Annotated in this window: 28 protein-coding genes and 1 pseudogene; 22 read left to right on the top strand and 7 right to left on the bottom strand. The window is 49.3% G+C overall.

Translation table 11 applies throughout. From position 1 onward, the window contains the following. Positions 1-3: 3 nt before the first annotated feature. Complete coding sequence (locus AC5JO6_RS17775) at positions 4-2,847, top strand: valine--tRNA ligase (RefSeq protein ID WP_496082393.1); 2,844 nt, start codon at positions 4-6, stop codon at positions 2,845-2,847. Between the two features lie 48 nt (positions 2,848-2,895). Here AC5JO6_RS17775 and AC5JO6_RS17770 read toward each other — a convergent pair whose 3' ends face one another. Continuing rightward, positions 2,896-3,033: a hypothetical protein gene (locus tag AC5JO6_RS17770; protein WP_496082392.1), complete on the bottom strand. Its 138-nt coding sequence runs from the start codon at positions 3,031-3,033 to the stop codon at positions 2,896-2,898. Between the two features lie 359 nt (positions 3,034-3,392). Next, entirely contained in the window at positions 3,393-4,295 is a 903-nt protein-coding gene (locus tag AC5JO6_RS17765) for a LysR family transcriptional regulator (protein ID WP_496082391.1), read from the bottom strand. 170 nt (positions 4,296-4,465) lie between these two features. Between AC5JO6_RS17765 and AC5JO6_RS17760 the strand changes: the two genes are divergently transcribed. From AC5JO6_RS17760 to AC5JO6_RS17745, 4 genes are read left to right on the top strand one after another with little or no spacing between them, the layout of a single operon-like run. Continuing rightward, positions 4,466-4,696, top strand: coding sequence for a DUF7219 family protein (locus AC5JO6_RS17760; RefSeq protein ID WP_496082390.1), 231 nt, complete (start codon positions 4,466-4,468; stop codon positions 4,694-4,696). A 32-nt stretch (positions 4,697-4,728) separates the two neighbouring features. Next, the gene (locus tag AC5JO6_RS17755) at positions 4,729-5,412 is read left to right on the top strand and encodes a nuclear transport factor 2 family protein (protein WP_496082389.1); all 684 of its coding nucleotides are present in this window, start codon (positions 4,729-4,731) and stop codon (positions 5,410-5,412) included. A 14-nt stretch (positions 5,413-5,426) separates the two neighbouring features. After that, a complete protein-coding gene (locus tag AC5JO6_RS17750) occupies positions 5,427-5,642 on the top strand; it encodes a tautomerase family protein (RefSeq protein ID WP_496082388.1) in 216 nt (71 codons plus the stop codon). A 52-nt stretch (positions 5,643-5,694) separates the two neighbouring features. Next, positions 5,695-6,462 carry an SDR family NAD(P)-dependent oxidoreductase gene (locus tag AC5JO6_RS17745; RefSeq protein WP_496082387.1) on the top strand — a complete coding sequence of 256 codons (768 nt, stop codon included), beginning with the start codon at positions 5,695-5,697 and terminating at the stop codon, positions 6,460-6,462. A 414-nt stretch (positions 6,463-6,876) separates the two neighbouring features. On the opposite strand, the gene AC5JO6_RS17740 is transcribed toward AC5JO6_RS17745, so the two are convergent. After that, the gene (locus tag AC5JO6_RS17740) at positions 6,877-7,233 is read right to left on the bottom strand and encodes an NAD(P)H-binding protein (RefSeq protein WP_496082386.1); all 357 of its coding nucleotides are present in this window, start codon (positions 7,231-7,233) and stop codon (positions 6,877-6,879) included. 242 nt (positions 7,234-7,475) lie between these two features. Here AC5JO6_RS17740 and AC5JO6_RS17735 point away from each other — a divergent pair, with 242 nt between their 5' ends. Further along, a complete protein-coding gene (locus AC5JO6_RS17735; RefSeq protein ID WP_496082385.1) occupies positions 7,476-8,402 on the top strand; it encodes a M23 family metallopeptidase in 927 nt (308 codons plus the stop codon). Between the two features lie 111 nt (positions 8,403-8,513). Here the strand turns inward: AC5JO6_RS17735 and AC5JO6_RS17730 are convergent, their stop codons facing one another. Further along, positions 8,514-9,422, bottom strand: a complete 909-nt coding sequence (locus AC5JO6_RS17730) for a LysR family transcriptional regulator (protein WP_496082384.1) — start codon at positions 9,420-9,422, stop codon at positions 8,514-8,516. A 175-nt stretch (positions 9,423-9,597) separates the two neighbouring features. Between AC5JO6_RS17730 and AC5JO6_RS17725 the strand changes: the two genes are divergently transcribed. Both AC5JO6_RS17725 and AC5JO6_RS17720 read left to right on the top strand, forming a co-directional pair. Further along, positions 9,598-10,497: an SDR family NAD(P)-dependent oxidoreductase gene (locus AC5JO6_RS17725; protein WP_496082383.1), complete on the top strand. Its 900-nt coding sequence runs from the start codon at positions 9,598-9,600 to the stop codon at positions 10,495-10,497. 123 nt (positions 10,498-10,620) lie between these two features. Further along, positions 10,621-11,937, top strand: coding sequence for a carboxymuconolactone decarboxylase family protein (locus AC5JO6_RS17720; protein ID WP_496082382.1), 1,317 nt, complete (start codon positions 10,621-10,623; stop codon positions 11,935-11,937). A 90-nt stretch (positions 11,938-12,027) separates the two neighbouring features. On the opposite strand, the gene AC5JO6_RS17715 is transcribed toward AC5JO6_RS17720, so the two are convergent. After that, entirely contained in the window at positions 12,028-12,096 is a 69-nt protein-coding gene (locus tag AC5JO6_RS17715) for a hypothetical protein (protein WP_496082445.1), read from the bottom strand. A gap of 28 nt (positions 12,097-12,124) precedes the next feature. Then, the gene (locus AC5JO6_RS17710; RefSeq protein WP_496082381.1) at positions 12,125-13,021 is read right to left on the bottom strand and encodes a LysR family transcriptional regulator; all 897 of its coding nucleotides are present in this window, start codon (positions 13,019-13,021) and stop codon (positions 12,125-12,127) included. Between the two features lie 106 nt (positions 13,022-13,127). Between AC5JO6_RS17710 and AC5JO6_RS17705 the strand changes: the two genes are divergently transcribed. The 3 genes from AC5JO6_RS17705 (at position 13,128) to AC5JO6_RS17695 (ending at position 15,783) form a co-directional block, all read left to right on the top strand. Further along, a complete protein-coding gene (locus tag AC5JO6_RS17705; protein WP_496082380.1) occupies positions 13,128-13,478 on the top strand; it encodes a hypothetical protein in 351 nt (116 codons plus the stop codon). A 23-nt stretch (positions 13,479-13,501) separates the two neighbouring features. Beyond that, positions 13,502-14,611 (top strand): aldo/keto reductase, encoded by a 1,110-nt coding sequence (locus AC5JO6_RS17700; protein WP_496082379.1) that lies wholly within the window; start codon positions 13,502-13,504, stop codon positions 14,609-14,611. Between the two features lie 263 nt (positions 14,612-14,874). After that, positions 14,875-15,783, top strand: coding sequence for a DMT family transporter (locus AC5JO6_RS17695; protein WP_496082378.1), 909 nt, complete (start codon positions 14,875-14,877; stop codon positions 15,781-15,783). Positions 15,784-15,794: 11 nt separating this feature from the next. Here AC5JO6_RS17695 and AC5JO6_RS17690 read toward each other — a convergent pair. After that, positions 15,795-15,914 (bottom strand): annotated as a pseudogene (locus tag AC5JO6_RS17690) (AraC family transcriptional regulator); the annotation flags it as partial. 171 nt (positions 15,915-16,085) lie between these two features. Here AC5JO6_RS17690 and AC5JO6_RS17685 point away from each other — a divergent pair. The 11 genes from AC5JO6_RS17685 to AC5JO6_RS17635 all read left to right on the top strand — a co-directional run bounded on the left by AC5JO6_RS17685 (position 16,086) and on the right by AC5JO6_RS17635 (position 22,713). Then, positions 16,086-17,321 (top strand): RNA polymerase sigma factor, encoded by a 1,236-nt coding sequence (locus AC5JO6_RS17685; RefSeq protein ID WP_496082377.1) that lies wholly within the window; start codon positions 16,086-16,088, stop codon positions 17,319-17,321. Positions 17,322-17,562: 241 nt separating this feature from the next. Continuing rightward, positions 17,563-17,928 carry a YciI family protein gene (locus AC5JO6_RS17680; protein ID WP_496082376.1) on the top strand — a complete coding sequence of 122 codons (366 nt, stop codon included), beginning with the start codon at positions 17,563-17,565 and terminating at the stop codon, positions 17,926-17,928. A gap of 214 nt (positions 17,929-18,142) precedes the next feature. Continuing rightward, entirely contained in the window at positions 18,143-18,535 is a 393-nt protein-coding gene (locus AC5JO6_RS17675) for a VOC family protein (RefSeq protein ID WP_496082375.1), read from the top strand. Positions 18,536-18,608: 73 nt separating this feature from the next. After that, entirely contained in the window at positions 18,609-19,232 is a 624-nt protein-coding gene (locus tag AC5JO6_RS17670) for a glutathione S-transferase family protein (protein WP_496082374.1), read from the top strand. A gap of 95 nt (positions 19,233-19,327) precedes the next feature. Beyond that, positions 19,328-19,738, top strand: a complete 411-nt coding sequence (locus tag AC5JO6_RS17665) for a VOC family protein (RefSeq protein WP_496082373.1) — start codon at positions 19,328-19,330, stop codon at positions 19,736-19,738. Positions 19,739-19,845: 107 nt separating this feature from the next. Then, positions 19,846-20,253, top strand: a complete 408-nt coding sequence (locus tag AC5JO6_RS17660; protein WP_496082372.1) for a VOC family protein — start codon at positions 19,846-19,848, stop codon at positions 20,251-20,253. Between the two features lie 39 nt (positions 20,254-20,292). After that, positions 20,293-20,787 carry a VOC family protein gene (locus tag AC5JO6_RS17655; RefSeq protein WP_496082371.1) on the top strand — a complete coding sequence of 165 codons (495 nt, stop codon included), beginning with the start codon at positions 20,293-20,295 and terminating at the stop codon, positions 20,785-20,787. 59 nt (positions 20,788-20,846) lie between these two features. Next, on the top strand, positions 20,847-21,278 hold the full coding sequence (locus AC5JO6_RS17650) for a YciI family protein (protein ID WP_496082370.1): 432 nt from the start codon (positions 20,847-20,849) through the stop codon (positions 21,276-21,278). Between the two features lie 293 nt (positions 21,279-21,571). Beyond that, positions 21,572-21,922 (top strand): DUF1428 domain-containing protein, encoded by a 351-nt coding sequence (locus AC5JO6_RS17645; protein ID WP_496082369.1) that lies wholly within the window; start codon positions 21,572-21,574, stop codon positions 21,920-21,922. Positions 21,923-21,979: 57 nt separating this feature from the next. Beyond that, positions 21,980-22,141, top strand: coding sequence for an HNH endonuclease (locus tag AC5JO6_RS17640; RefSeq protein ID WP_496082368.1), 162 nt, complete (start codon positions 21,980-21,982; stop codon positions 22,139-22,141). A gap of 50 nt (positions 22,142-22,191) precedes the next feature. Then, entirely contained in the window at positions 22,192-22,713 is a 522-nt protein-coding gene (locus AC5JO6_RS17635; protein WP_496082367.1) for a hypothetical protein, read from the top strand. Position 22,714: the final 1 nt, after the last annotated feature.

Here is a 22,714-nt window from a genome sequence, read left to right as displayed (position 1 = left end):
CTCATGACTACCAGCCTCCCCAATCTGCCCAGCCAATACGATCCTGCAACCGCTGAAGCCAAGTGGCAGCAATTATGGGAAGCGAATGAAGTCTTCAAAGCTGACCCTAACCATCCCGGCGAACCCTATTGCATCGTGATTCCGCCGCCCAACGTCACGGGCAGTTTGCACATGGGGCACGCCTTTGAGCATTCCTTGATTGATGTGCTGGTGCGCTATCACCGGATGCTGGGACGCAACACCCTCTGGCTACCGGGAACCGACCACGCCAGCATTGCCGTCAGCACCATTCTGGATAAGGAACTCAAGGCTCAGAAGAAGAAGCGTCAGGATGTGGGACGAGAGGCATATCTGAAACGTGCCTGGGAGTGGAAAGAAGAATCGGGCGGCACGATCGTCGGTCAACTGCGCCGTTTGGGTCTTTCGGTAGACTGGTCGCGGGAACGCTTCACGCTGGACGAAGGGTTGTCTGAAGCAGTGCTGGAGGCATTCATCAAGCTCTATGACGAAGCGCTAATCTATCGCGGGAAGTACCTCGTCAACTGGTGCCCTGCCACTCAATCCGCCGTGTCTGACCTGGAAGTTGATAACCAGGAAGTGAATGGGCACCTGTGGCACTTCCGCTATCCGCTGACCGATGGCTCTGGCTATATAGAAGTGGTAACCACGCGACCAGAGACGATGCTGGGCGATACGGCTGTGGCGGTGAATCCCAACGACCATCGCTACAAGGCTTTCGTGGGCAAAACGCTGACATTGCCCCTCGTCGGTCGGCAAATCCCCATCATTGCGGATGACTATGTGGATTCCACCTTTGGGACGGGCTGCGTCAAAGTCACCCCTGCCCACGACCCCAACGACTTTGAGATGGGCAAGCGCCACAACCTGCCGTTCATCAACATTATGAACAAAGACGGAAGCTTGAACGAGAACGCAGGCGCGTTCCAGGGACAGGATCGCTTTGTGGCGCGGAAGAACGTGGTCGCGCAGTTGGACGCAGAAGGTTTTCTGGTCAAAATTGAGGACTACAAGCATACGGTGCCCTACAGCGATCGCGGTAAGGTGCCCGTCGAGCCGTTGCTTTCAACCCAGTGGTTCGTCAAAATTCGACCGATGGCAGACCAGACGCTAGAGTTTCTGGATCAGCAGCATTCGCCTGCCTTCGTGCCCGATCGCTGGACGAAAGTATACCGCGATTGGCTCGTCAGCCTGCGCGACTGGTGCATCTCGCGTCAACTCTGGTGGGGGCATCAAATTCCTGCCTGGTATGCGGTGAATGAAACGGGCGGCGAAATTACAGACGACACGCCGTTTGTGGTCGCGCGGAATGAGGCAGAAGCAAAAGAGAAAGCGATCGCCCAATTTGGTGCGGACGTACAGCTAGTCCAAGATCCCGATGTCCTCGACACCTGGTTCTCATCGGGACTGTGGCCCTTCTCCACGTTGGGTTGGCTAGAAAATTCAGACGATTTCAAGCGCTATTATCCCACCACAACTCTGGTGACAGGTTTCGACATCATCTTCTTCTGGGTTGCCCGCATGACCATGATGGCGGGGCACTTCACCGGAAAAATGCCGTTCCAGACTGTCTACATCCACGGTCTGGTGCGGGACGAAAACAACAAAAAGATGTCCAAATCGTCCAACAACGGCATCGACCCACTGTTGCTAATCAACAAATACGGCACCGATGCGTTGCGCTACACCCTCATTCGTGAGGTGGCAGGCGCAGGGCAGGACATTCGCCTGGAGTACAACCGCAAAACCGACGAATCCCCGACGGTAGAGGCATCGCGCAACTTTACGAACAAGCTGTGGAATGCGTCCCGGTTCGTTTTGATGAATATAGGGAGTGGGGAAGCAGAGGGAGCAGGGGAGGCAGGGGAAGCAGGGGAGGCAGGGGAAGCAGGGGGCGGTCATCAAGACTCTTTTCATCCTTTATCCTTTATCCTTCATCCTTCACCCCCTCACACCCCACACCCCACACCCCACACCCTCGAACACGCCGATCGCTGGATTCTCTCCCGCTTCCATCAAGTCACCCAACAAACCCGCGACCAGATCGACAATTTCGGTTTGGGAGAAGCCGCTAAAGGGTTGTACGAATTCATCTGGGGTGACTTTTGCGACTGGTATATCGAGTTGGTGAAGCCTCGCTTGCAGGGCGATGATGCCGAGTCGAAACAGACGGTTCAGCAGGTGCTGGTCTTCGTTCTAGAGGGTATTCTCAAGCTGCTGCATCCCTTCACGCCGCACATTACTGAGGAAATCTGGCACACGTTGACGCAAGCAGGCGACGATCGCTATCTGGCGCTGCAACCCTATCCAGAACCAGACGCAAATTTGATCGATCCTGAACTGGAACAGCAGTTTGAGTTGCTCATCGGCACGATTCGTACCATTCGTAATCTACGCGCTGAAGCCGAGATCAAGCCAGCGGTGAAAGTGACTGCCATTCTCCAAACCGAGAGCGACCGCGAACAGCACATCCTCACAGCGGGACAGGCGTACATCAAAGATCTGGGGAAAGTGGAAACGCTGACCATTACGACCATCAACGATGCCGCTCAGGTCGATCGGGATGCAACTCAGGCGATCGCGGGTGTCGTCGGCACCGTGCAGGTCGTGATTCCCCTGGCAGGGGTTGTGGATCTGGGGGCACAACGCACCAAGATCGAACGCGATCTCAAACGGGTTGAGGCAGAAATCCAGGCATTATCCGGTCGGCTGAGTAATCCTGGTTTCGTCAACAAAGCGCCTGCGGATGTGGTAGAAAGCGCACGGGCAACCCTGGCAGAAGCCGAAAAACAAGCAGAGATCTTGCGCGATCGGCTTGGCAAACTTTAGTGATGCAGCTTAGGCTATCGGTTAAAGATGTCGGCGGGACGTTTAATGTTAAGTTGCTGCTTGTAAAGACGCAGACGTTAGCCTGCTCAAACGCAATACAGCAATGAGCGATCGTGTTTTTGCCTCAGCTTGTGACGTGTCTTCGGTGCGATCGGCGTAGTGCTTAAGGCGGATGGCATCGCGCACCTAATCTAACAACTTCTTTAGAGGTCGCTGCATAGGACATGAGCGGAGATACCGTGTATTTAATAGTACATTTGCTCATCTCTGTAGGGAGCCTGAAAATATGAGGAAAGATTCCAGCTATCCAGCTTGAGCAGCGTATGATGCGGAAAGATTCTACCTAAGCATCAAATTTGAGGTGTTGTGGCGAATTGTTCTGCCTATTCACCCGCTGCGAGATCTTAGGCGGAAACTTTCAGTCTATTAATAGTTAGACCTCTGATTTTGTAATAGTACGGTTGTCAAGAATTGATCTTGATACACTGCTTTTGCTGAGTTATTACTATGCGTAAATCTCGGTATTTCTGTTGGCTTGCTAAAGGTTAAAGTCTGGTAGCAATTGATGCAAGAGCCTCCGACATGAAGTCTATGAATACTTGAAGTTTTCCGGAGTGTTGGCGATGTTTTGGGTAAATCGCATACAGGGTCAAAGGTTCCGTAGACCATTCTTTCAAGACAGTTTTAAGCATCCCACGTTCCAATTCATCTAAGACTGTGAACAGGGGCAAAAAAATTAAACCAAGTCCCGCGACAGCAGCTTGACTCGCAGCCAGGCTATTGTTCACTTTTAAAGATCCATCAACATGCACTGACACTGTTTCATGACCGCGCCAAAAACTCCACTCATGGGGCGATCGCGCCAGCGTGTAAACCACACAATGGTGCTTCTTCAGATCCTCTGGCGATTTTGGTTCGCCATACTGCTTCAGATATGCTGGTGATGCGCAAACGACTCTTTGCATATCGCCGATTCGATGTGTGACCAGACTATTATCGTTGACCAATCCGCCCCCTCTGATCCCCACATCAAATCCCTCCTCAATGAGATCCACATAGCGATCGTTGAGGATGAGTTCGATCCGCATATCTGGATACATTGATTGGAATTGATAAATCGCTGTTGCGACATGGGTTAAACCCAGAGACATGGGTGCTGTCACGCGAAGCAGTCCGTGAGGTTTGACCGAGAGATCGGAAACCGTTTCTTCAACACGTTCCAGTTCATCCAGAATCGAGCAAATCCGCTGAAAATAGAGTCGTCCTGTTTCAGTCAAGCTCAAACGTCTAGTTGTCCGATGAATCAACTGGGTTCCCAGTTCTTTTTCCAGTTCCTGGACATTTTTACTGACGGCTGCATTTGATAAGTTCAGAGCATCTGCTGCACGGCTAAAACTCTCTAACTCAACGACCCGTCTAAAGACGTTCAGAGCAATTAATTTGTCCATAGAAAACCACTTACAAAACGATCCATCGCGCCATCTATATTATTCACTATAGGTGAAAAGTTATTCAACTAAATCGATCTTTATCTTTTCTGAGTGAAGAGTTATGGTTAACTAATTCTGTTCAGAATCAGCAACAACTGAACTACTTTTAAATCCAAGGAGTGCAGATAGTGGTAAATAAAATTGATTTTTTATATCCTCGTGCCCGATATCGTGGGCAAGCCAAACCAGAAAACCTGGTTTTTAATGCCAATTTGCAGGAGTTTGCTCATCGAGTTGGTTACATCTGCAATCTTGAAACGGCTGGAAGAATTCCCTCGAAAGAAGCATTTGACAAGATTGAGGCACTGTGGGAAGTGTTGAAGCGCAGCAAAGAGCAGCTTGGTGTTGGCAAAGAATAACTTGATGGGTTGTTTGAACAGGAGAAAGTGTGATGGAAAAAGGCGACATTGTGCGCCTGAAAAAACCCTTTAAACCAACACTCTGGAGTTCGCAAGAATATTACTTCGGTATTATTGTCGGGATGGTTTCAGCAATGTTTGCAGAGCAGACAGATGTAGTCCAAAAAAGTCAACCCCATGCTGAAATTATTCTCTACCTCTATGATCCTGGTAGTGCAACGGTCTATTTAACCTATGCGCTTCAAGCTGTGGTAACCCAAAGCGGAGGAACTATGAATCAAGCACAAGTCTATACAGTGGATAAACAGGTTGACGGCATTGAATATTTTGCGATCGTTGATTTGCTCAAGCGATATTACGACGCTTTATATCGTTGTGATACCGCTCTTTTGGCGACCGTATTTCATGCCAATGCGCAATACTTCACGGCATCTAGCGGAGAACTATTGCATCTTGATATGCGTTCCTATTTCCCAATCGTTGAACAACGAATTTCCCCAGAATCTTCCGGCGATCCCTATACCTTTTCGATCGATTCGATCGAGTTTGCAGGGGCTGTAACCGCGATCGCCCGAATGCATTCTTCCATGCTAGGCAAAGATTTTATTGATCTCCTCACCCTCATTCAGCTTGAGGGCGAATGGAAAATTATTGCCAAAGTCTTTCACTACAAAATCCATGCAGACACGACAATATTGCCAGCAAGCCAGAATTAGCGGGAGGTCAAACTATGCCCTATGTAAACATCAAAATCACTCGCGAAGGTGCAACAGAACAGCAAAAAGCTGAACTGATCAAAGGTGTAACAGAACTTTTGGTGCGTGTTCTCAATAAGACACCTGCCACAACATTTGTCGTCATTGATGAAGTTGCAACTGAAGATTGGGGTGTTGCTGGCGTGCCTGTGAAAGAATTTCGGCAAGGCATTCAGCCACAATCACATTGAAAAATGTCAATCTAGACAGTCAAATCTTTGAGCCAAATTGGAGGTAGATAGTATGACCACTCAGACTGTAATTATCACGGGCGGTGCAACTGGCTTAGGTTATGCCATTGCTGAAGCATTTTTGCACAATCAGGCGAATGTGATACTGAACGGGAGAACATTCTCAAAACTTGAAACAGCGGCTCAAAAACTCGATCGACCCGATCGTATCCATCTTGTAGCAGGTGATATTATCGATCCAACATTTGCTCCAAAACTAGTTGATGAAGCTGTTTCCAAGTTTGGTCGAGTGAATGTGCTCATTAATAATGCTGGCATTTTTGCGATCAAACCGTTCACTGAATATAGCATTGGTGAGTTAGACCAATATCTAAACTATGTTCGCGGTACTTTTGCGCTCACCCAGGAAGCCGTCAAGCAAATGCGCTTGCAAGGAGATGGCGGCGCAATTATCAACATTGGGACAATTCTCACGTTCCACGCTAGTCAGTCAATTCCTGCTTCAGCACCGATTATGGCGAAAGCCGCAATTACAGCTATGGCGAAAAACCTATCTTTTGAGTTAGCCGAGGATAGGATTCGGATCAACACGATCGCGCCTGGGATTGTACCAACACCACTTCATGGTGAACTGACCCAAGAAACATTAAATTATTTAGATCGGCAGCATCCTCTGGGTCGGGTTGGCACGCCCAAAGATATCGCCGATGCCGTTCTATATTTGGCAAATGCAAGCTGGGTAACGGGGGTGATCCTCCCGGTTGATGGTGGTATTGCGGCTGGAGGAGATGGCTTTAACAATCGCCAGCAAGCAGCTTAAGTCGCTGTCCAGAAGCAGTCTCATGCATTTTCTGCACTAACCCCTTCGGTGCAGAAAATGCATGAGAACAGACAGTCTAACAGCTAAAGGCGTAAATCTGTCTAACAACGCCCATGCACACCGACCGCCACAATGTAATCGGTTATGATGCAGAGGTAGTCTGCGGCGGGTGATGGGCAACGTTATGCCGACAGCTTTCGGTAGGGACGTTGCATTTACCGTTCCTACTACGGGAATAAACTACAAATGGCGATCGTGATGCTAACAGCAATGTCCGTCCTATTAGTTCGTGGGATATTATGTAGGAGTTCCAAGAGGTCGCCTAGCGATCGAGAGTCCACCTATGCAAGCAATCTTGTTGAGCAGCGAAGAAGTTACGAAACGTGCGTACCGAATCTACGAGAGCAAAATTCATCAGATATCCCGCAGTGCTTCCACATCATGCACATCGGCTACCGCGATATCGGCACCGTTCTGATGCAGTTTTGTGGCGTTTGAGGGATTGTGTGTGACGACGATAGCCGACTCACGCCGTTTGAGTAGCGCCTGCACCACGGCTGAACCAACGTTGCCAGTCGCTCCAAGAATGATGTGCATCCTGAACCTCCAAAGATTGATAGACATCCCGCGCTCATTTAACTGTTGCCACTCATGCGATCGCTCTTTTCCAGTTGGACTAGCAGCGTTTACTTTCCAATAATCAATCACTGTTGCAATGTGGGCTGACATCTGATTTTGGCGTTGCTGAATGCAAGTATGATTTTCCCTCATCCCCAGCCCTTCTCCCTGGGGAGAAGGGAGCTAGAATTCTTGTCCCCTCGCCCAAAGGGCGAGGGTTAGGGTGAGGGCGGATTTTGCGGTTCATACCTCGATTCAGCAACGCCCTGATTTTCTCCTCAACCATTGCTTCAGAACTGGATTTTGGCAAACTTGCTCAAGCTTGGCTTCTGTAATTACGATGGAAACATGGAGAACTCTACAGAACGCAAACCGCCTCACACGGAGATTACATCATGCTCCTTGCGATCGCACTCACAATTCTCACCCATTTGGTGATTCCTGCTGTTTTTCTAGCTTGGCTGTGGCGAGAAACGAATCGCAGTAAGCTGGATTGGTTGCTTAAACTATTAGTAGTTGCCCTTTACATCGTTCATATTTTTCTGATTGGGCGATGGGACTGGTTTAGCTATTATCTGCGCTTTGGGCTAGTCATTTTGCTCATTGTTGCAGCATATCAGTCTTTCATCAAAGTAAAGGCATTGCCACTGTATCCACCCCGAAAGCTGGGTCACTATGTTTCGCTGGGAATTAGCAGTGCTGTCATTTTATTCTTCATCGCGGTTCTAGGAAGCTACATTCCGCAAGGCTATTCTTTCGGTGGGGAATCTATTCAACTTGCTTTTCCGCTTAAGAGTGGCGTTTATTATGTTGGACACGGTGGAAATCATCCGACAATTAATTACCACAATGTTAATCCAACTCAACGGTACGCTTTGGATATTGCCAAGCTCAATGCTGTGGGGACGAGAGCGAATGGACTCTATCCGGAGTTACTAACGAACTATGCCATTTTTGGAGAAACGCTCTACAGCCCTTGTAATAGCACAGTTCGCAAAGCCGTTAATAATTTTCCTGACTTGGTTCCGCCTCAAAGCGATCGCAATAATCCGGCAGGTAATCACATCTTGATTGAATGCAAAGGGGCTGATGTTTTGCTGGCACATCTTCAGCGTGGAAGTCTCACGGTTCAAGAAAGAGAGACGGTTGAGGTTGAACAAGCGATCGCTAAAGTTGGCAATTCAGGCAACACCACTGAACCTCATCTGCACATCCATGCGCGTCAAGCAAACACGGGCAAATCAGTATTAAGCGGGGAAGGAATGCCAATGCTGTTTTCTAACCGATTTTTGACCAGAAACAGTGTGCTCTTTCATCGTTAAGGTGCCCTTTCGTAGTTAAAACATCATTTTTTAATGCTTCCCAAACATTTTTTGTGTTGCAATTGATCGCCGCGATCGCGCGCGACAATGCTGCCTTAGCTTCTTGCCTTACTACTGTCTAAATAGCCTACTGTCCAAACAGCTTTCAACCAAAAATTCTACAAAGCATTGCACTTTGGGCAATAAGTAGCGATTACTAGGAAAAATGGCATAAATGCCAACATCGCTCTCATCTTCGTACTCAGTCAAAATCCGAATTAGCTGCCCCGATCGCAGCGCCTGATCCGCCAAAAATGCGGTCACACGAGCAATGCCTAAGCCTGCCAGAACCGCTTCATACAGTGCCGTTCCACTATTGACCGTAAAATTTCCACCCACGCTAATTTCTCTCACTCCTACTGGATCGCGAAAGCGCCATTGATTCAAGGTGGTTTTGTAAGCATTTAAGGCGAGGCAATTATGATTGGCTAAAGCATCGGGAGTTGCAGGCGTTCCATACCGATCGAGATAGGCTGGAGCCGCGCAAATAATCCGGCGATCGGACACTAACCGACGGGTAATTAGAGAAGAATCTGCTAGTTCACCAATGCGAATTGCTACATCGATGCCATCACCAACAATATCGACTAAATCATCGGTCAGCGCTAATTGAATGCTGAGGCGTGGATAGTGGGTCAAAAACTCAGGCATTCGCGTTAGCAGATGACGATGAGCAAACAGAGTCGAACAACTGACGTGAAGGTTACCCTGTGGTGCTTCGCTGTGATGTTTTGCCTCGCGATCGGCTTCCTCCAAATCTGCCAAAATTCTGAGGCAGCGATCGAAATAACGTTCTCCGACTTCAGTCAAGCTGAGGCTGCGTGTGGTGCGATTAAATAAACGTACACCCAACTGATCTTCAAGCTGACTAATGCGGCGACTGATTGCAGATGGATTGATTTCTAGGGCAACCGCCGCCTTCGCAAAATTGCCGCTGTTTACAACCTGTACAAAGACTTCTAAATCTTGTAAACGACTCATAGTGATTAATGCTTTTTGAGCATGATAGTAGTGCCTGAAAAAGCTATTGTTATTTGTTCAAGCACGAATCTACACTTAAGCTATCGAAGCTTGTTTTGCAAGTCCACCATCAACCTTCAACAGATTTTTTACGATCGTCACAGAATTTTGAGTCGTTTTTACAACCCAAAAACTAATGATGAAACATACTACAAATCGACAATCTAGCCGTCGGCAAGTCATTCAAACTGGGCTGGCTGGGCTTGCTGGAGCCGCTACAGTTGGCTTCACCCGTCAAGCTAATGCTCAACAGCCTGCACCCAAACCCGCGATCGCGCAGGGTCGTTTCGCTGGAAAAGTCGTTGTGATTACTGGCGCAACGTCTGGCATTGGTCGCGCCGCCGCGATCGCCTTTGCCCGTGAAGGAGCTAAAGTCGGTTTCTGCGGACGGAGAGAAAACCTGGGGGCTGAGGTGGAACAGGAAATCCGGCAACGTAGTGGCGATGCTACTTACATCAAGGCGGATGTGACACAGCCCAAAGAAGTTGAATCGTTTGTCGATCGCATCGTCGAAAAATATGGTCAGCTAGATGTGGCGTTTAACAATGCTGGCGACGTGCTGACAAAACCGCTCCATGAGATTACCGTTGAAGAGTGGGATCGAACTCAAAACACCAATCTGCGGGGTGTTTTTCTGGCAATGAAATACGAAATTCCGCACCTGCTGAAGCGGGGTGGCAATATTGTGATTACTGCCTCTCAACATACGATCGCCACTCGACCGGGTTTTGCTGCTTATACTTCGGCGAAACGGGCGCTGTTGGGGTTGGCGCAGGTGGCAGCTCTGGATTATGGTCAGCAGGGAATCCGGGTCAATGTACTTTCGCCCGGAATTACCGACACACCGCTGTTTCAACGAACAACGGGAGGAAATCCAGAGAAAGTAGAAGCGTCTCGACAGTTGGCGGATGCGCTGAAGCGGATTGCGACCGCAGAGGAAATTGCTGAAGCGGCATTGTTCCTCGCGTCAAATGATTGTCCTTACATTACGGGTACGTCTCTCTTAGCCGATGGTGGCATGATGTCGGGTTTGTAGATGAGTTTTAAACGATCGCGACTACACAGATCCCCGACTTTTCCAAAAAGTCGAGGATCTAAATCCAGTTTATTTTAGTGCCATGCAATTGGAATCATTTTAGGTTTTACAGGCGTAGAAATCATGCAAAAAACGTCTCACAGAATGCGTCGATCGCTCTTCATGTCAGCGATCGCCACTTTCACAACCGTGATAGCTGGAATTTTCACCAGAAAAGTGCAAGCTCAATCTAAAGATCGCTACACTCGCGGGCTTGAGGCTTTCAAACGAGTCGGCGGTAAAAACTACGATCGCGCCATTCGTCCACTCGAAGCGTTCTCACCAGATTTAGCCCGAATGCTGGTAGAACATGGCTTTGGTGATGTTGTGTCACGCCCCGGACTTGATTTGAAACAGCGAGAAATTGTGACTGTGGCGGCATTAACGGCGATTGGATCAGTTCGTCCTGCTTTGAAGTTTCACATTCACGGGATGTTGAATGTGGGCTGTACACCTCAAGAAGTGGTTGAAACCATTCTCCATGCCGTTGTGTATGCTGGTTTTCCTGCCGCGCAAGATGGGATGACGATCGCGCGAGAAGTGTTCCAAGAGCGTAAGCTGGAGTTCAAACCTATTTCGGCAAGACCAGAGGGCGATCGCTATCAACTTGGTCTGCAAAATTTGCGACAAACAGAAGGCGATCGGGTCAAAACGATCGCCACTCGGTTTGCCAAGCTTGCTCCAGATTTAGCACGATTGACGGTTGAGTTCGCTCACGGTGAAATCTGGAATCGGCGCGGACTCAGCCTCAAATCCCGCGAGTTTGCGACTCTGGCAGTGGTAACGGTGTTGGGAAATCAGAGTCATTCCCTTGAAACTCACGTTGAAGGAGCATTGCGATCGGGTGCAACGGAGACCGAAATTAAAGAGTTGGTGTTGCACATGACCGTTTACGCAGGGTATCCCAAAACATTGACTGCTGTAGCTGCCGCGCAACAGACTTTTGCAACGCTAAAGCAACGGGGAATGCCTGCTGCCAGTCCGCAACCAGAGTTAGAAAGTCGGCGGCAAGCAGAAAGTAATGAAGCGCGGTATCGTCGAGGGTTGGAAGCGCTCAACCAAATCAGCAAAGCATCGGGTGAGGCAGTGGTAAAAAGCTTTGAAGCGATTGCTCCCGACCTTGGGCGCTACATCCTGGAATTCTCTTACGGCGATGTATTTTCTCGTCCCAATCTAGATCTCAAAACCCGTGAACTGGCAACCGTCTCGGCATTGACTGGATTGAATACAACTGCCTCAGAACTGCCGCTCAAGGTGCATGTCAATGGGGCATTAAATGTTGGAGCCTCTCGTCAAGAGATTGTTGAAGCGATCATGCACATGATTCCCTATGTTGGTTTTGTGAAAGTGCAGCAGGCAATGGCTTTAGCGGAAGCAGTGTTTAAGGAACGAAATGTTTAGATCAATAGATCGTGAGAGCGTTTGGTTATGAATAGTGTCAAGTCTTTTGAATCTGTTTTGCTGGGCGATCAGCAAAACAAGCGATCGCACCTATTGATTTTCTTGTAGCCAACGGTCCAAGTCAGCGATCGTCTTAAAATCTAGCCATGCTTCACTCAATGCTTCTATCTGCGTCAAGGAGAGCGCATCAATTACTTACTGAGCAGTATTTGATGGTTTTGAGCAGCTTAATACATTCGTGAACAACGGGTGAAGTCTCGTTCTGTCGCCATGCTAGAGCCAACTTTAACGTTGGAAAAGCTCCAATTAAAGATCGATAAACGATGCCTTTTGCACTCAGGTTTTGCATATCAGAGAGCACAAAGGTAATACCAACGCCAGCCGCAGCCAAGCCTAAACGAGTTTGGGCAAGCTCTGCTTCCTGCACCACGTTGGGCACAAATCCAGCCTGTTCACAGCATTTGATGAAGTCGGCGTACATGACAGGTGCGAGCGATCGTGGGTAAAAAACGAGCGGTTCGGTTGCCAAAGACTGAAGCATAATCTCTTTCTGTCGCGCCAGTCGATGGGAAGCGGGCAAGGCGGCAATGTAGACTTCTTCAAGTAATGGGTGAATTGAAAGAGACGGTTCGCGGATGGGAAGATACACAAAGCCGACATCGATTTGGTGAGTACGGAGCGCTTCAACGTGAGTTTCCGTTCCCCCGCTGGTGAGAATCAATTCGACCTGTGGATATTGCTCTCGGTAGGTTCTGACCATATCTGGTGCAAGGCTAAACAGGGTTGCTTCAGTGAAACCGATCCGGAGCCTGCCCATTGCTCCACCCGCCACTTGTCTTGTGACCTGGATACCTTCTTCGACTTCACGCAAAATTCGGCGGGCAGTTTCGAGAAATTTTTGTCCGGCGATCGTCAATCGCACCCAATGTTTCGTTCGTTCAAACAGTTGGACTTCTAAACTCTCTTCGAGCGCTTGAATTTGTTTGCTCAGGGCTGGCTGGCTCAGGTGCAGCGATTCCGCCGCTCGACCAAAGTGTAGTGATTCAGCCACTGTAATGAAATATTTGAGTTGGCGAAGTTCCATCAGAGTGACTTGCTAATAACCTACAGTTATTACGCCATAGCAAATCAGAAATAGCAACCTTCTAACCCGCTACTAACATAGAGCTTAGAGTATATTTATAGCAGCAATGAAACACACGTTAGCGACGACTGTGTTGACGGTGGCAATGGTTCCTGTAGTAATTTCTACCCAAGCCATTGCCAACACCGCCACTCATTCATCCCCAACAGATCGTTCTTCTGCGGCTTTGCAACGACCTGACTCAGTAACTGCTGGAGATAAACCAGCTATCGGCACAAACAGCCCCAACAGCCAGATTCAACTATTGAAGCACTCATCATCTAACGTATGGTCGAAGCCTGAAACAGATAGGCTCAATCGATCCTACCCCGCTTATTGCGAGTTCTTTTTGTTCAATGTGGAACCAGGCAGTTGGCAGTTTAAGCAAGACATTCAACGATGTGTTTATGGTCAGTAAGAAGCGTAGAAAGGAGAATAGCCATGATTCGTACCCAACGTGATGCCATGCAAAACGATTCCCCTCCAGTCATCTCTCGTCGAGCTGCACTTCAACTGATGGGATTGGGTGCAGCTAGTGCTGTGATTCCCTCTATGTTGAATGGGTGTGGAACTGAGCCAGCGCAGGGACAAGCATCACTGCCCGCGCTAAACCAAACGTCAAAGCTAATTACAAAAGAGATTCCGCGCACGAACGAACGAGTGCCCGCGATCGGCTTAGGCACATTCATGACCTTTGATGTGATGTCCAATCAGCCACGGAACAACCTGCGGGAAGTGATGCAGCGCTTTTGGGAGGCAGGCGGGCGAATGATTGATGTTTCCCCGCTCTATGGTATGTCAGAGGTGAATGTGGGCGAGTTTGCGAAAGTCCTCGGCATGACAACCAATTTATTCATCGCCAATAAGGTTTGGGCAACTGGAGAATTTCTCGGCGATCGCTCTCAGGCACAACGACAGTTTGACCAGTCGTTGAAACGGTTGTCGCGCGATCGCATTGATACCATGCAAGTGCATAGTTTAGTGAATGTCGATGTGATGCTGCCACTGTTGCGGGCATGGAAGCAAGAAGGCAAAATTCGCTATGTGGGCATCACGCATCATGAACCGCTCTATTTTGGAGCGATCGAGCAATGGATTGGGCGCGGGAATTTAGACTTTGTGCAAGTGCGTTACTCGATCGCTCAGCGCCAAGCAGAAGAAAGGCTCTTACCTGCTGCTGCGGAACGAGGAGTTGCCGTCTTAGCAAATATGCCGTTTGAGAAAGCGCGTCTGTTTGAACTGGTCAATGGGCAACCTCTGCCTGATTTTGCCCGCGAAATAGGTTGCGAGAATTGGGCGCAGTTTTTCCTCAAGTATGTGATTTCACATCCAGCCGTCACCGCTGCCATCCCTGCTACGTCGAACCCAGATCACGTTGCTGAAAATATGGGAGCACTCAGAGGCGCTTTACCCGACAATGCCATGCGTACCCGGATGGTGAAGCATATGGAAAGCATTCCTGGTTTTAACAAACTGACACAAACTCCCTGGTATCCCGGCAAACAGTTCAGCGGTTTGGTGCGTCTGCCCAATCCACGCCCGATTGGTTGAAAATCGCAACTATCAACAGCTACAGGTCAACAGCTACAGGTCAACAGAGTTCAATTTCTAGGCAAGCCATTGATTGACACTCCACCTGAATATCGGGTGGCGTTTTTCCGTGATCCTGAAGGTAATGTTCTGGAATTTTATCAAGAAAGCACTGGTTTTACTGATTCGTTTGCAAGTAAAATGTCTTTTGAAAGCAACTCTCAACGAATGAACTGATTAGCCATGGAATATGTTGAGTTCTTTGCATCAATTGCGAAATCTGGATGACTCAACCCAAACTGAACAGCCAAGGTTTGATAGCAGCACTGTGTGCCACAGCGACTTGGGGAATGGTGGGGGTATTTGTCCGCTGGCTACCAGGGTGGTCTCCCTTTGCAGTCTTGGCAGGTCGTTTTTTAGTTGCCACTGCTACGATGCTTCCAATCCTTTTTGTAGCGTCCAGTGTCCGACATGATTTGACTCGCTCCCTCCGCACTCCGTTGATTTGGGGGTTGAGTTTACCAGCGATCGGGAGTTACGTCTTGGGCACAACAGCATTTCAAATGGCACCTGTGGGAGAAGTTACCTTATTATTCACAACTTCCCCCTTATTTATCATTGCCTACAAATATCTTGTACACTTACCCATTAAACGAACTGAGGGTCTCGGAATGCTGTTGGCTACGGCTGGAGTTTGTCTGATCATGGTTCCTCAGCTATCGACTGATCAAACTGTCTCTTGGCAAACGATCGCAGGCTACCTTTTGGCATTAAGTGCTGCTGGTTTGCTTTCCCTCTACGTCTTTTGGTTGAACGTGCTAACCCAACAAAAGATCGCTCCCAAGTCGATCGAGGTCGTTTTTCTTACCTGTTTGCTGGGCAGTATTTTATCTCTGTTGTGTGAAATTTTCTTCTCCAAACTATCAATCGGAAGCAGCATTGATGAACGAGCGATCCTTGTGTTATTAGGATTAGGCATTTTGTCCACTGTATTGCCGTTTTGGTGTTACACAGTGGCGGTGCAGCGTTTGCCAATTGTATTGGCAACTGCGATCTTGCTGCTAGAGCCAATGTTTGCCGTGTTATTTGCATCGATAGCTTTACAAGAAATACCATCACTTTGGTTTGGCATGGGCAGCGTACTAATTCTCTGGGGCTTATTGTTGATTGCTAGAGAAGCCAGCGCTGCATGAGTCTACGTTGTTTAATTCGCTCTGTAGGCTTTGGGTGTCAGACCTGTGAGTTGGCGAAACTGTTTGCTGAGATGGCTGTGGCTGTTGAATCCACATAAAAAAGCGATGTCCATAATGGAGCGATCGCCCTGAACCTTATTGAATTTTCGTTCCTAAGCGATCGGAATGAGTGCGAACCGTTTCGTTTGCAATACTTTGAAACATTTTTGCCAGAAAACTATGAGGGCATTATCATCTTGGCGCTTTCCATCGATTAAGATGAATGCGATCGCCCATTGGCAATGCCAGTTATGGATAAACACATGACTCTATCGGTTGGTGAGGTTGTCGATCGCCTCTACCGGACTGAATCGCGGTGCGTCTTTGCCACCCTAGTTCGATTACTGGGGGATTTCGATTTGGCTGAAGAAGCGTTGCACGAAGCATTTGCAGCAGCAGTCGAACAGTGGACGCGGCAAGGACTCCCAGCCAATCCTCGCGCCTGGTTAATCTCAACAGGACGATTCAAAGCCATCGATATCCTTCGCCGTCGCACTCGCTTCAACACGTCCATCACAAAGCTTGCTCAACCATCGGATGGAGACGTTGATCCGCTGAATGCGATCGCAGATACGGAATTAGCAGACGATCGCCTCCGCTTAATCTTCACCTGCTGCCACCCCGCCCTGGCACCAGGCACCCAAGTTGCCTTAACCCTGCGAGAAATTTGTGGACTTAAAACCGAGGAAATCGCCAGCGCCTTTCTGACGGCACCTACGACGATCGCCCAACGCATCGTTCGAGGTAAAGCCAAGATTAGAGATGCGCGGATTCCCTACGAAGTGCCTGCGATCGCGGCTCTGCCTGAACGCTTGGATGCCGTTTTGTCCGTGATTTATCTGGTGTTCAACGAAGGCTATTCTGCCTCATCGGGTGCATCCTTGACGCGGGCGGATCTTTCAGGAGAAGCCATTCGCTTAGGGCATTTACTGTTGGATCTATTGCCTGACCCAGAAGTGATGGGATTACTGGCACTGATGGTGTTGCAGGAGTCTCGACGGAGGGCGCGATCGTCCCCAGATGGCGATTTGATCCTCTTAGAAGATCAGGATCGTTCCCTCTGGAATCAAGCACAAATCGCAGAAGGGAAAATGCTGGTGGAACAAGCGCTATCTCAACCGATTGGAGTGTATACGATTCAAGCCGCGATCGCCGCCGTCCATGCGGAAGCGGCAAGTGCGGCTGATACGAACTGGGCGCAAATTGTGGCTTTATACGATCTGTTGGTGCAAGTGGAACCTTCTCCGGTGATTGAATTGAATCGAGCGGTGGCAGTGGCGATGCGAGATGGCGCATTGGCAGGATTACAACAGATCGACACTATTTTGGCACAGGGGAATTTAGCGGATTATCATTTGGCTCATGCGGCACGGGCAGATCTGTGCCGACGGTTGGGCAGAACGGATGAGGCGAGAGTCTCCTATCAACACGCATTGGCGATCGCACGGCAGGAACCAGAGCGGCGATTTCTAGAAAAACGGCTGCAAGAATTGGGCTGAAAAAAAGTTTTGGGGGCGTTGCTGAATCGAGGTATGAACCGCAAAATCCGCCCTCACCCTAACCCTCTCCCAAAGGGCGAGGGGACAAGAATTCTAGCTCCCTTCTCCCTAGGGAGAAGGGCTGGGGATGAGGGAAAATCATACTTGCATTCAACAACGCCAAAAAGTTTTGGGCTGATGTCGATCTGGGGCGTTACCGTTCGACTATTGGATAACAGCACGAAATCGCTGGAGGAAACCCATGAAATACATGCTATTGATTTACAGTGATGAAGCCGCATGGACTGACCAGGAACGAGAGGATTGCTATGCAGAATCGACTCAACTGGCTGATCAACTGCAAGCAGAGGGACGGTATCTCCACTCATCGCCCTTACATTCGATCGCAACGGCAACCAGCGTGCGCGTCCGGGATGGCAAACGATTGTTAACCGATGGTCCTTTCGCAGAAACCTACGAGCAACTCGGCGGTTACTTTCTGGTGGATGCAAAGGATCTCGACGAGGCGATCGCGATCGCGGAACGTCTTCCATCTGCCCGCAAAGGCACCGTCGAAATTCGTCCGATCGTGGAACTGTCTGGCTTGCCAAAACGACAAACAACATGAAGTGAATCGATGATGACTCAACATCCTGTAGTCTCACGCGAAGCATGGCTCGTCGCCCGCAAACAAAATCTTGGTCAAGAAAAAGAATCGTTCGATTTCTAGAAAAAGTTTGTTCAACGTGTCGATCTCACGCACCTTGATTCGACTATTTGATAGAACAAGCGTTTGGTCGCAAACCGACATTATCACAACACAATCAAACAGGAGTTACAGTATGAAACCCAATCCCATTGTTTGGTGCGAGATTTACGTACAGGACATGGATCGTGCAAAACGGTTTTACGAGTCTGTATTCGAGGTGAAGCTGGAGAAGCTCGAAAGTCCTGAAAGTCCTGGAATAGAAATGTGGGCGTTTCCAATGACGATGGAAGCAGTAGGCGCGTCTGGCGCATTGGTCAAGATGGACGGGGTTAAATCTGGCGGCAGTGGCACGATACCGTACTTCCATTGCAATGAAGTCGCTGTGGAAGCGGAGCGCGTTGTCAACGCGGGTGGGAAAATCCACACACCCAAAATGTCAATCGGTCAATACGGGTTCATGGCTTTGATGGTCGATACTGAAGGAAATGCGATCGGTCTTCACATGCCTCCACAAGCAATGGAGTAAGGGCGGCTCCAATCGAGTAAAAACGGAAACATTGAGATATCAAGACTAGCATAAGATCAAAATGGAGAAGCCTATGAAGCTCTATGAATTCGCGCCTACGCGCTCAATTCGGGCGCGATGGATACTCCAGGAGTTGGGCGTAGATTTCGAGTCGATGACCGTCAATCTCGCGGCGGGTGAACATCGTCTCCCGGAATTCCTCAAGATGAATCCGTGCGGCAAGCTCCCAGTGCTCGTTGACGACGACCTTGTTCTCACTGAGTCGGTTGCGATTGTACTTTATCTGGCAGAAAAGTACCCCCACAAAGGGTTGATTCCCACAGACATCCAGCAGCGATCGCAAGTCTATCGTTGGCTGCTGTTCACGGCTACGGAGCTAGAGCAACCGCTCTGGCGCATCGCGCGTCACACGATGCTGTATCCACAACATTTGCGCCTTCCTGCCGAGGTCTCCCTGGCTCGCCAAGATTTCATAGATATGGCAGCGGTGATGGAGGAGCATATGCAGGGGTGCCAGTTCATTGTTGGCAACACGGTAACGATCGCCGATTTCGTTTGTGCCTATACGCTTGACTGGGCTAACGAGATTCAGTTGCTCGAAGGTTGTCCTCATCTCCTCCAATATATGGAGCGGATGTATGCTCGATCGAGTGCGCCACTCCGTATTGCTGAGGCTCTTGCCAGTATCAATGGCTAATCGGCTGTTGCGAGGGCAATTGGCACGTATGTGAGCGACACGGATTTTTAGTTCCTGAACACAACCTACAACCATCAACCCAAAAGGAGTCCCTTATGAAATTAAATCCATATCTCTCTTTCAACGATGAATGCGAAGCTGCGTTTAAGTTTTATGAGCAGTGCCTGGGCGGAAAAATCGACTCAATGATGACCTACGGAGATTCGCCCATGGCGGAGCAAACGCCCCCTGAAAAGCTTGATAAAATCATGCATGTCTCGCTAACTGTGGGCGATACAGTACTAATGGGTTCCGATGCCCCGCCTAATTACTTTGAAAAACCACAGGGTTTCTCAGTGTCGCTCGTATTTACCGATCCAGGAGAAGCCGAACGGATTTTTAACGCTTTGGCAGAAAACGGAACGGTGCAGATGCCACTTCAAGCAACCTTCTGGGCTGCCCGTTTTGGCATGGTTGTCGATCGATTCGGCACTCCGTGGATGATTAACTGCGATCTACCTGCTTAAGTATTCAGTTTGTTCCACAGGGTTCCATTTGTGGAACCCCTGACCTCGAACATGAGCGCCTTTCACTCATACCTTCACCCGATAATGACGCTTGAAAAGGAGGAACTATGACGCGCCAAATCTTTGTCAATTTACCAGTAAAAGACCTCAATAAATCGATCGAGTTCTTTACTCAACTCGGCTTTACATTCAATCCCCAATTTACTGACGAGAATGCTACTTGCATGATTGTGGATGAGACTATCTTTGTCATGCTACTGGTTGAACAGTATTTCAAGACCTTTACTCCCAAAGAAATCTGCGACACCACTAAAAGTGCAGAAGTACTGGTCGCTTTATCGTTTGAGAGTCGGGAAGAAGTTGATGCGATCGTGGCAAAGGCGATCGCGGCTGGCGGTACGACTTACAAAGAACCGCAAGACCTCGGCTTTATGTACCAACACGGCTTTCAAGATTTAGATGGTCACATTTGGGAAATCTTTTTCATGGACGAGAGCGCGATCGCCCAAGGTTAGTCGTTCTCATCCGCAATTAGAACCATTAGGAGAAACACCATGCCAACCATTCAAACGATCACCTCTTTGTGGTTTGATGATCAAGCCAAAGCAGCCGCTGAGTTTTATACGGCGATTTTTAGCAATTCAAAGATCGTCAACATAACTCGGTATGGTGAAGCTGGGTATGAGGCTCACGGCAAACCGGCAGGAACGGTGATGGTCGTCGCCTTTGAGCTAGATGGGCAGACCTTTACCGCCCTCAACGGTGGTCCAGTTTTCAAATTCAACGAAGCGATTTCGTTCCAAGTCAATTGCGACACCCAGAAGGACGTGGATTATTACTGGGAAAAGCTCTCAGCAGGCGGCGATGACACGGCACAGCAGTGCGGCTGGCTCAAGGACAAATACAGGGTTTCATGGCAAATTGTCCCTCGGATTTTGGTCGAGTTGCTCAGTGACACCGACGCAGAAAAATCGCAAAAAGCCATGACCGCCATGCTGCAAATGCAGAAGATTGACATTAATGAACTCAAACGAGCCACGGCTGCCTAGCAACAGAGGTGTCAACCAACAGCAGTCCAACTCACAACCAACCAACAGGAGATCTCACAATGAAAGTCATAGTTATGATCAAAGCCACCCCAGACTCCGAAGCGGGTATCATGCCCAGCGAACAACTTCTGACCGAAATGGGACAATACAATGAAGACTTGGTCAACGCAGGGATTATGCTCGCAGGTGAAGGACTGCATCCCAGTTCCAAAGGGGTGCGGGTGATGTTTTCCGGCACCAATCGCAGTGTCACTGATGGACCCTTTACAGAAACCAAAGAATTGATTGCAGGCTTCTGGATCTGGCAAGTGGAATCGATGGAAGAGGCGATCGCCTGGGTGAAACGCTGCCCCAACCCGATGCCCGGAGACTCCGAGATTGAAATCCGTCCTGTTTTTACAGCAGATGATTTTGGTGAAGAATTTACACCGGAACTGAGAGCGCAAGAAGCTCGTGTTCAAGCGGCGGCTGAGCAGTTACAGAATTCGTGAGATCAAGCAGGCGATCGCAACGCGTGCCTTCGGCATCGCCCATTGACTTCTAGAATGAAAGCGATGTTGCAGACACTCAAGCCCCGATATCTGAGCTTGGAAAAATCAATTAATCACGCAATGTGCAACTAATCGCCCTCACCCCAAACCCCTCTCCCGCAGGAGAGGGGCTTTCAGAGATTTCCAGTTCCCTCTCCCGCTGGGAGAGGGCTAGGGTGAGGGGAGTCTTTGCAGGTGTTTCAAGAAAGTCGCACATCGGGTATTAATCGTCAATTTAGGCAAGGAGAATGATCATGACTTATGTCGATGGATTTGTGCTAGCAGTGCCCACTGCCAATCGTGCAGCGTATCAAAAAATAGCTGAGGATGCAGCCGTGGTGTTCAAGGAATACGGTGCGCTTGAAGTGGTTGAATGTTGGGGTGATGATGTGCCTGACGGCAAGCTGACCTCTTTCCCCATGGCGGTGAAATGTGAGGAGCATGAAACCGTGGTTTTCGCCTGGATTATTTGGTCGTCCCGTGAAGCGCGTGATCAGGGGAATCAGAAAGTGATGGCTGATCCGCGAATGCAACCACCCGAGGGGATGCCCTTTGACGGCAAGCGCATGATCTTCGGTGGTTTTGAGGCGATCGTTGAAAGCTGAGCCATACGGCTTCCCGCGTGAGCGATTAACTTGGCAATAGCGGTCTGCCGATAAGCTTTGGACCATATCCATCCCCAGTCCAAAGGCGGAAACACTTCCTTTGAAAATGTTTGTCTGGCTTGTCGCTCCTGCAATGAGTACAAGTCCGATTTGACCGTAGCTCCAGATCCGCTCACCGGGGCATCCAATCCCATGTCCTACCCCATGTCGGTGCCCTGACCGAACGCGCCACCCGCTACTTCGGCATCGACCTGGCGCGACTACCACAAATGGACGATCGGGAACTCGCCTTGTTTGCCGATCGCGCCACCGCCATGACTCGTCTGAAGGAGATTCTGCCCATCCTCGAAAAGCACTTCACCACGCTGATTGAAGGGCAAGTCGAGTACGAGCAGTTTGTCCAGCGCGTGCTGAAGCAAGTCGAAAAAGGCTCCAAGCAAATTGACAAAAGCCTCTTGGATGCATGGCTGCTTTCCAAAGGCTACGACAAGCATCTGCAACTGCTGAATCAGAAAGCCGGACACGGGATGCAGAAGCTGGAAGCCGAATACCGCTCCGAGTATGACCTGAACCGTCTGGACTTCCAGAGCGCCATCAAACTGATTCACCTGCGGCATCAAAACCGCGCCAAAGCGATCGGTGAGAGGGTGCCCCAAGCGCAGCGGCAGGTGCAAGTGCAGAAGGCATTGAGAAGACAAGCCGAGACTCGTAAAGAGCTGCTGACCTATGGCACCGCTGGCAAGCCTGGAAAAGACTTCTGGCACGGTGTCAAAGACTTCTTTCGGGTATGAG

The sequence above is a fragment of the Tildeniella sp. genome (assembly GCF_059505325.1).
The sequence above is the reverse complement of the archived record's forward strand: the minus strand, read 5'-3'. Positions and strand labels throughout refer to the sequence as shown.

Coding starts and splice junctions, on each gene's coding strand:
- AC5JO6_RS17735 (WP_496082385.1), top strand. CDS start 7,476: ATGCTCCTTGCGATCGCACTCACAATTCTCACCCATTTGGTGATTCCT.
- AC5JO6_RS17775 (WP_496082393.1), top strand. CDS start 4: ATGACTACCAGCCTCCCCAATCTGCCCAGCCAATACGATCCTGCAACC.
- AC5JO6_RS17685 (WP_496082377.1), top strand. CDS start 16,086: ATGACTCTATCGGTTGGTGAGGTTGTCGATCGCCTCTACCGGACTGAA.
- AC5JO6_RS17670 (WP_496082374.1), top strand. CDS start 18,609: ATGAAGCTCTATGAATTCGCGCCTACGCGCTCAATTCGGGCGCGATGG.
- AC5JO6_RS17635 (WP_496082367.1), top strand. CDS start 22,192: ATGGACGATCGGGAACTCGCCTTGTTTGCCGATCGCGCCACCGCCATG.
- AC5JO6_RS17705 (WP_496082380.1), top strand. CDS start 13,128: ATGAAACACACGTTAGCGACGACTGTGTTGACGGTGGCAATGGTTCCT.
- AC5JO6_RS17660 (WP_496082372.1), top strand. CDS start 19,846: ATGACGCGCCAAATCTTTGTCAATTTACCAGTAAAAGACCTCAATAAA.
- AC5JO6_RS17740 (WP_496082386.1), bottom strand. CDS start 7,233: ATGAGGGAAAATCATACTTGCATTCAGCAACGCCAAAATCAGATGTCA.
- AC5JO6_RS17700 (WP_496082379.1), top strand. CDS start 13,502: ATGATTCGTACCCAACGTGATGCCATGCAAAACGATTCCCCTCCAGTC.
- AC5JO6_RS17765 (WP_496082391.1), bottom strand. CDS start 4,295: ATGGACAAATTAATTGCTCTGAACGTCTTTAGACGGGTCGTTGAGTTA.
- AC5JO6_RS17680 (WP_496082376.1), top strand. CDS start 17,563: ATGAAATACATGCTATTGATTTACAGTGATGAAGCCGCATGGACTGAC.
- AC5JO6_RS17755 (WP_496082389.1), top strand. CDS start 4,729: ATGGAAAAAGGCGACATTGTGCGCCTGAAAAAACCCTTTAAACCAACA.
- AC5JO6_RS17750 (WP_496082388.1), top strand. CDS start 5,427: ATGCCCTATGTAAACATCAAAATCACTCGCGAAGGTGCAACAGAACAG.
- AC5JO6_RS17710 (WP_496082381.1), bottom strand. CDS start 13,021: ATGGAACTTCGCCAACTCAAATATTTCATTACAGTGGCTGAATCACTA.
- AC5JO6_RS17725 (WP_496082383.1), top strand. CDS start 9,598: ATGATGAAACATACTACAAATCGACAATCTAGCCGTCGGCAAGTCATT.
- AC5JO6_RS17655 (WP_496082371.1), top strand. CDS start 20,293: ATGCCAACCATTCAAACGATCACCTCTTTGTGGTTTGATGATCAAGCC.
- AC5JO6_RS17730 (WP_496082384.1), bottom strand. CDS start 9,422: ATGAGTCGTTTACAAGATTTAGAAGTCTTTGTACAGGTTGTAAACAGC.
- AC5JO6_RS17695 (WP_496082378.1), top strand. CDS start 14,875: ATGACTCAACCCAAACTGAACAGCCAAGGTTTGATAGCAGCACTGTGT.
- AC5JO6_RS17665 (WP_496082373.1), top strand. CDS start 19,328: ATGAAATTAAATCCATATCTCTCTTTCAACGATGAATGCGAAGCTGCG.
- AC5JO6_RS17650 (WP_496082370.1), top strand. CDS start 20,847: ATGAAAGTCATAGTTATGATCAAAGCCACCCCAGACTCCGAAGCGGGT.
- AC5JO6_RS17645 (WP_496082369.1), top strand. CDS start 21,572: ATGACTTATGTCGATGGATTTGTGCTAGCAGTGCCCACTGCCAATCGT.
- AC5JO6_RS17745 (WP_496082387.1), top strand. CDS start 5,695: ATGACCACTCAGACTGTAATTATCACGGGCGGTGCAACTGGCTTAGGT.
- AC5JO6_RS17675 (WP_496082375.1), top strand. CDS start 18,143: ATGAAACCCAATCCCATTGTTTGGTGCGAGATTTACGTACAGGACATG.
- AC5JO6_RS17720 (WP_496082382.1), top strand. CDS start 10,621: ATGCAAAAAACGTCTCACAGAATGCGTCGATCGCTCTTCATGTCAGCG.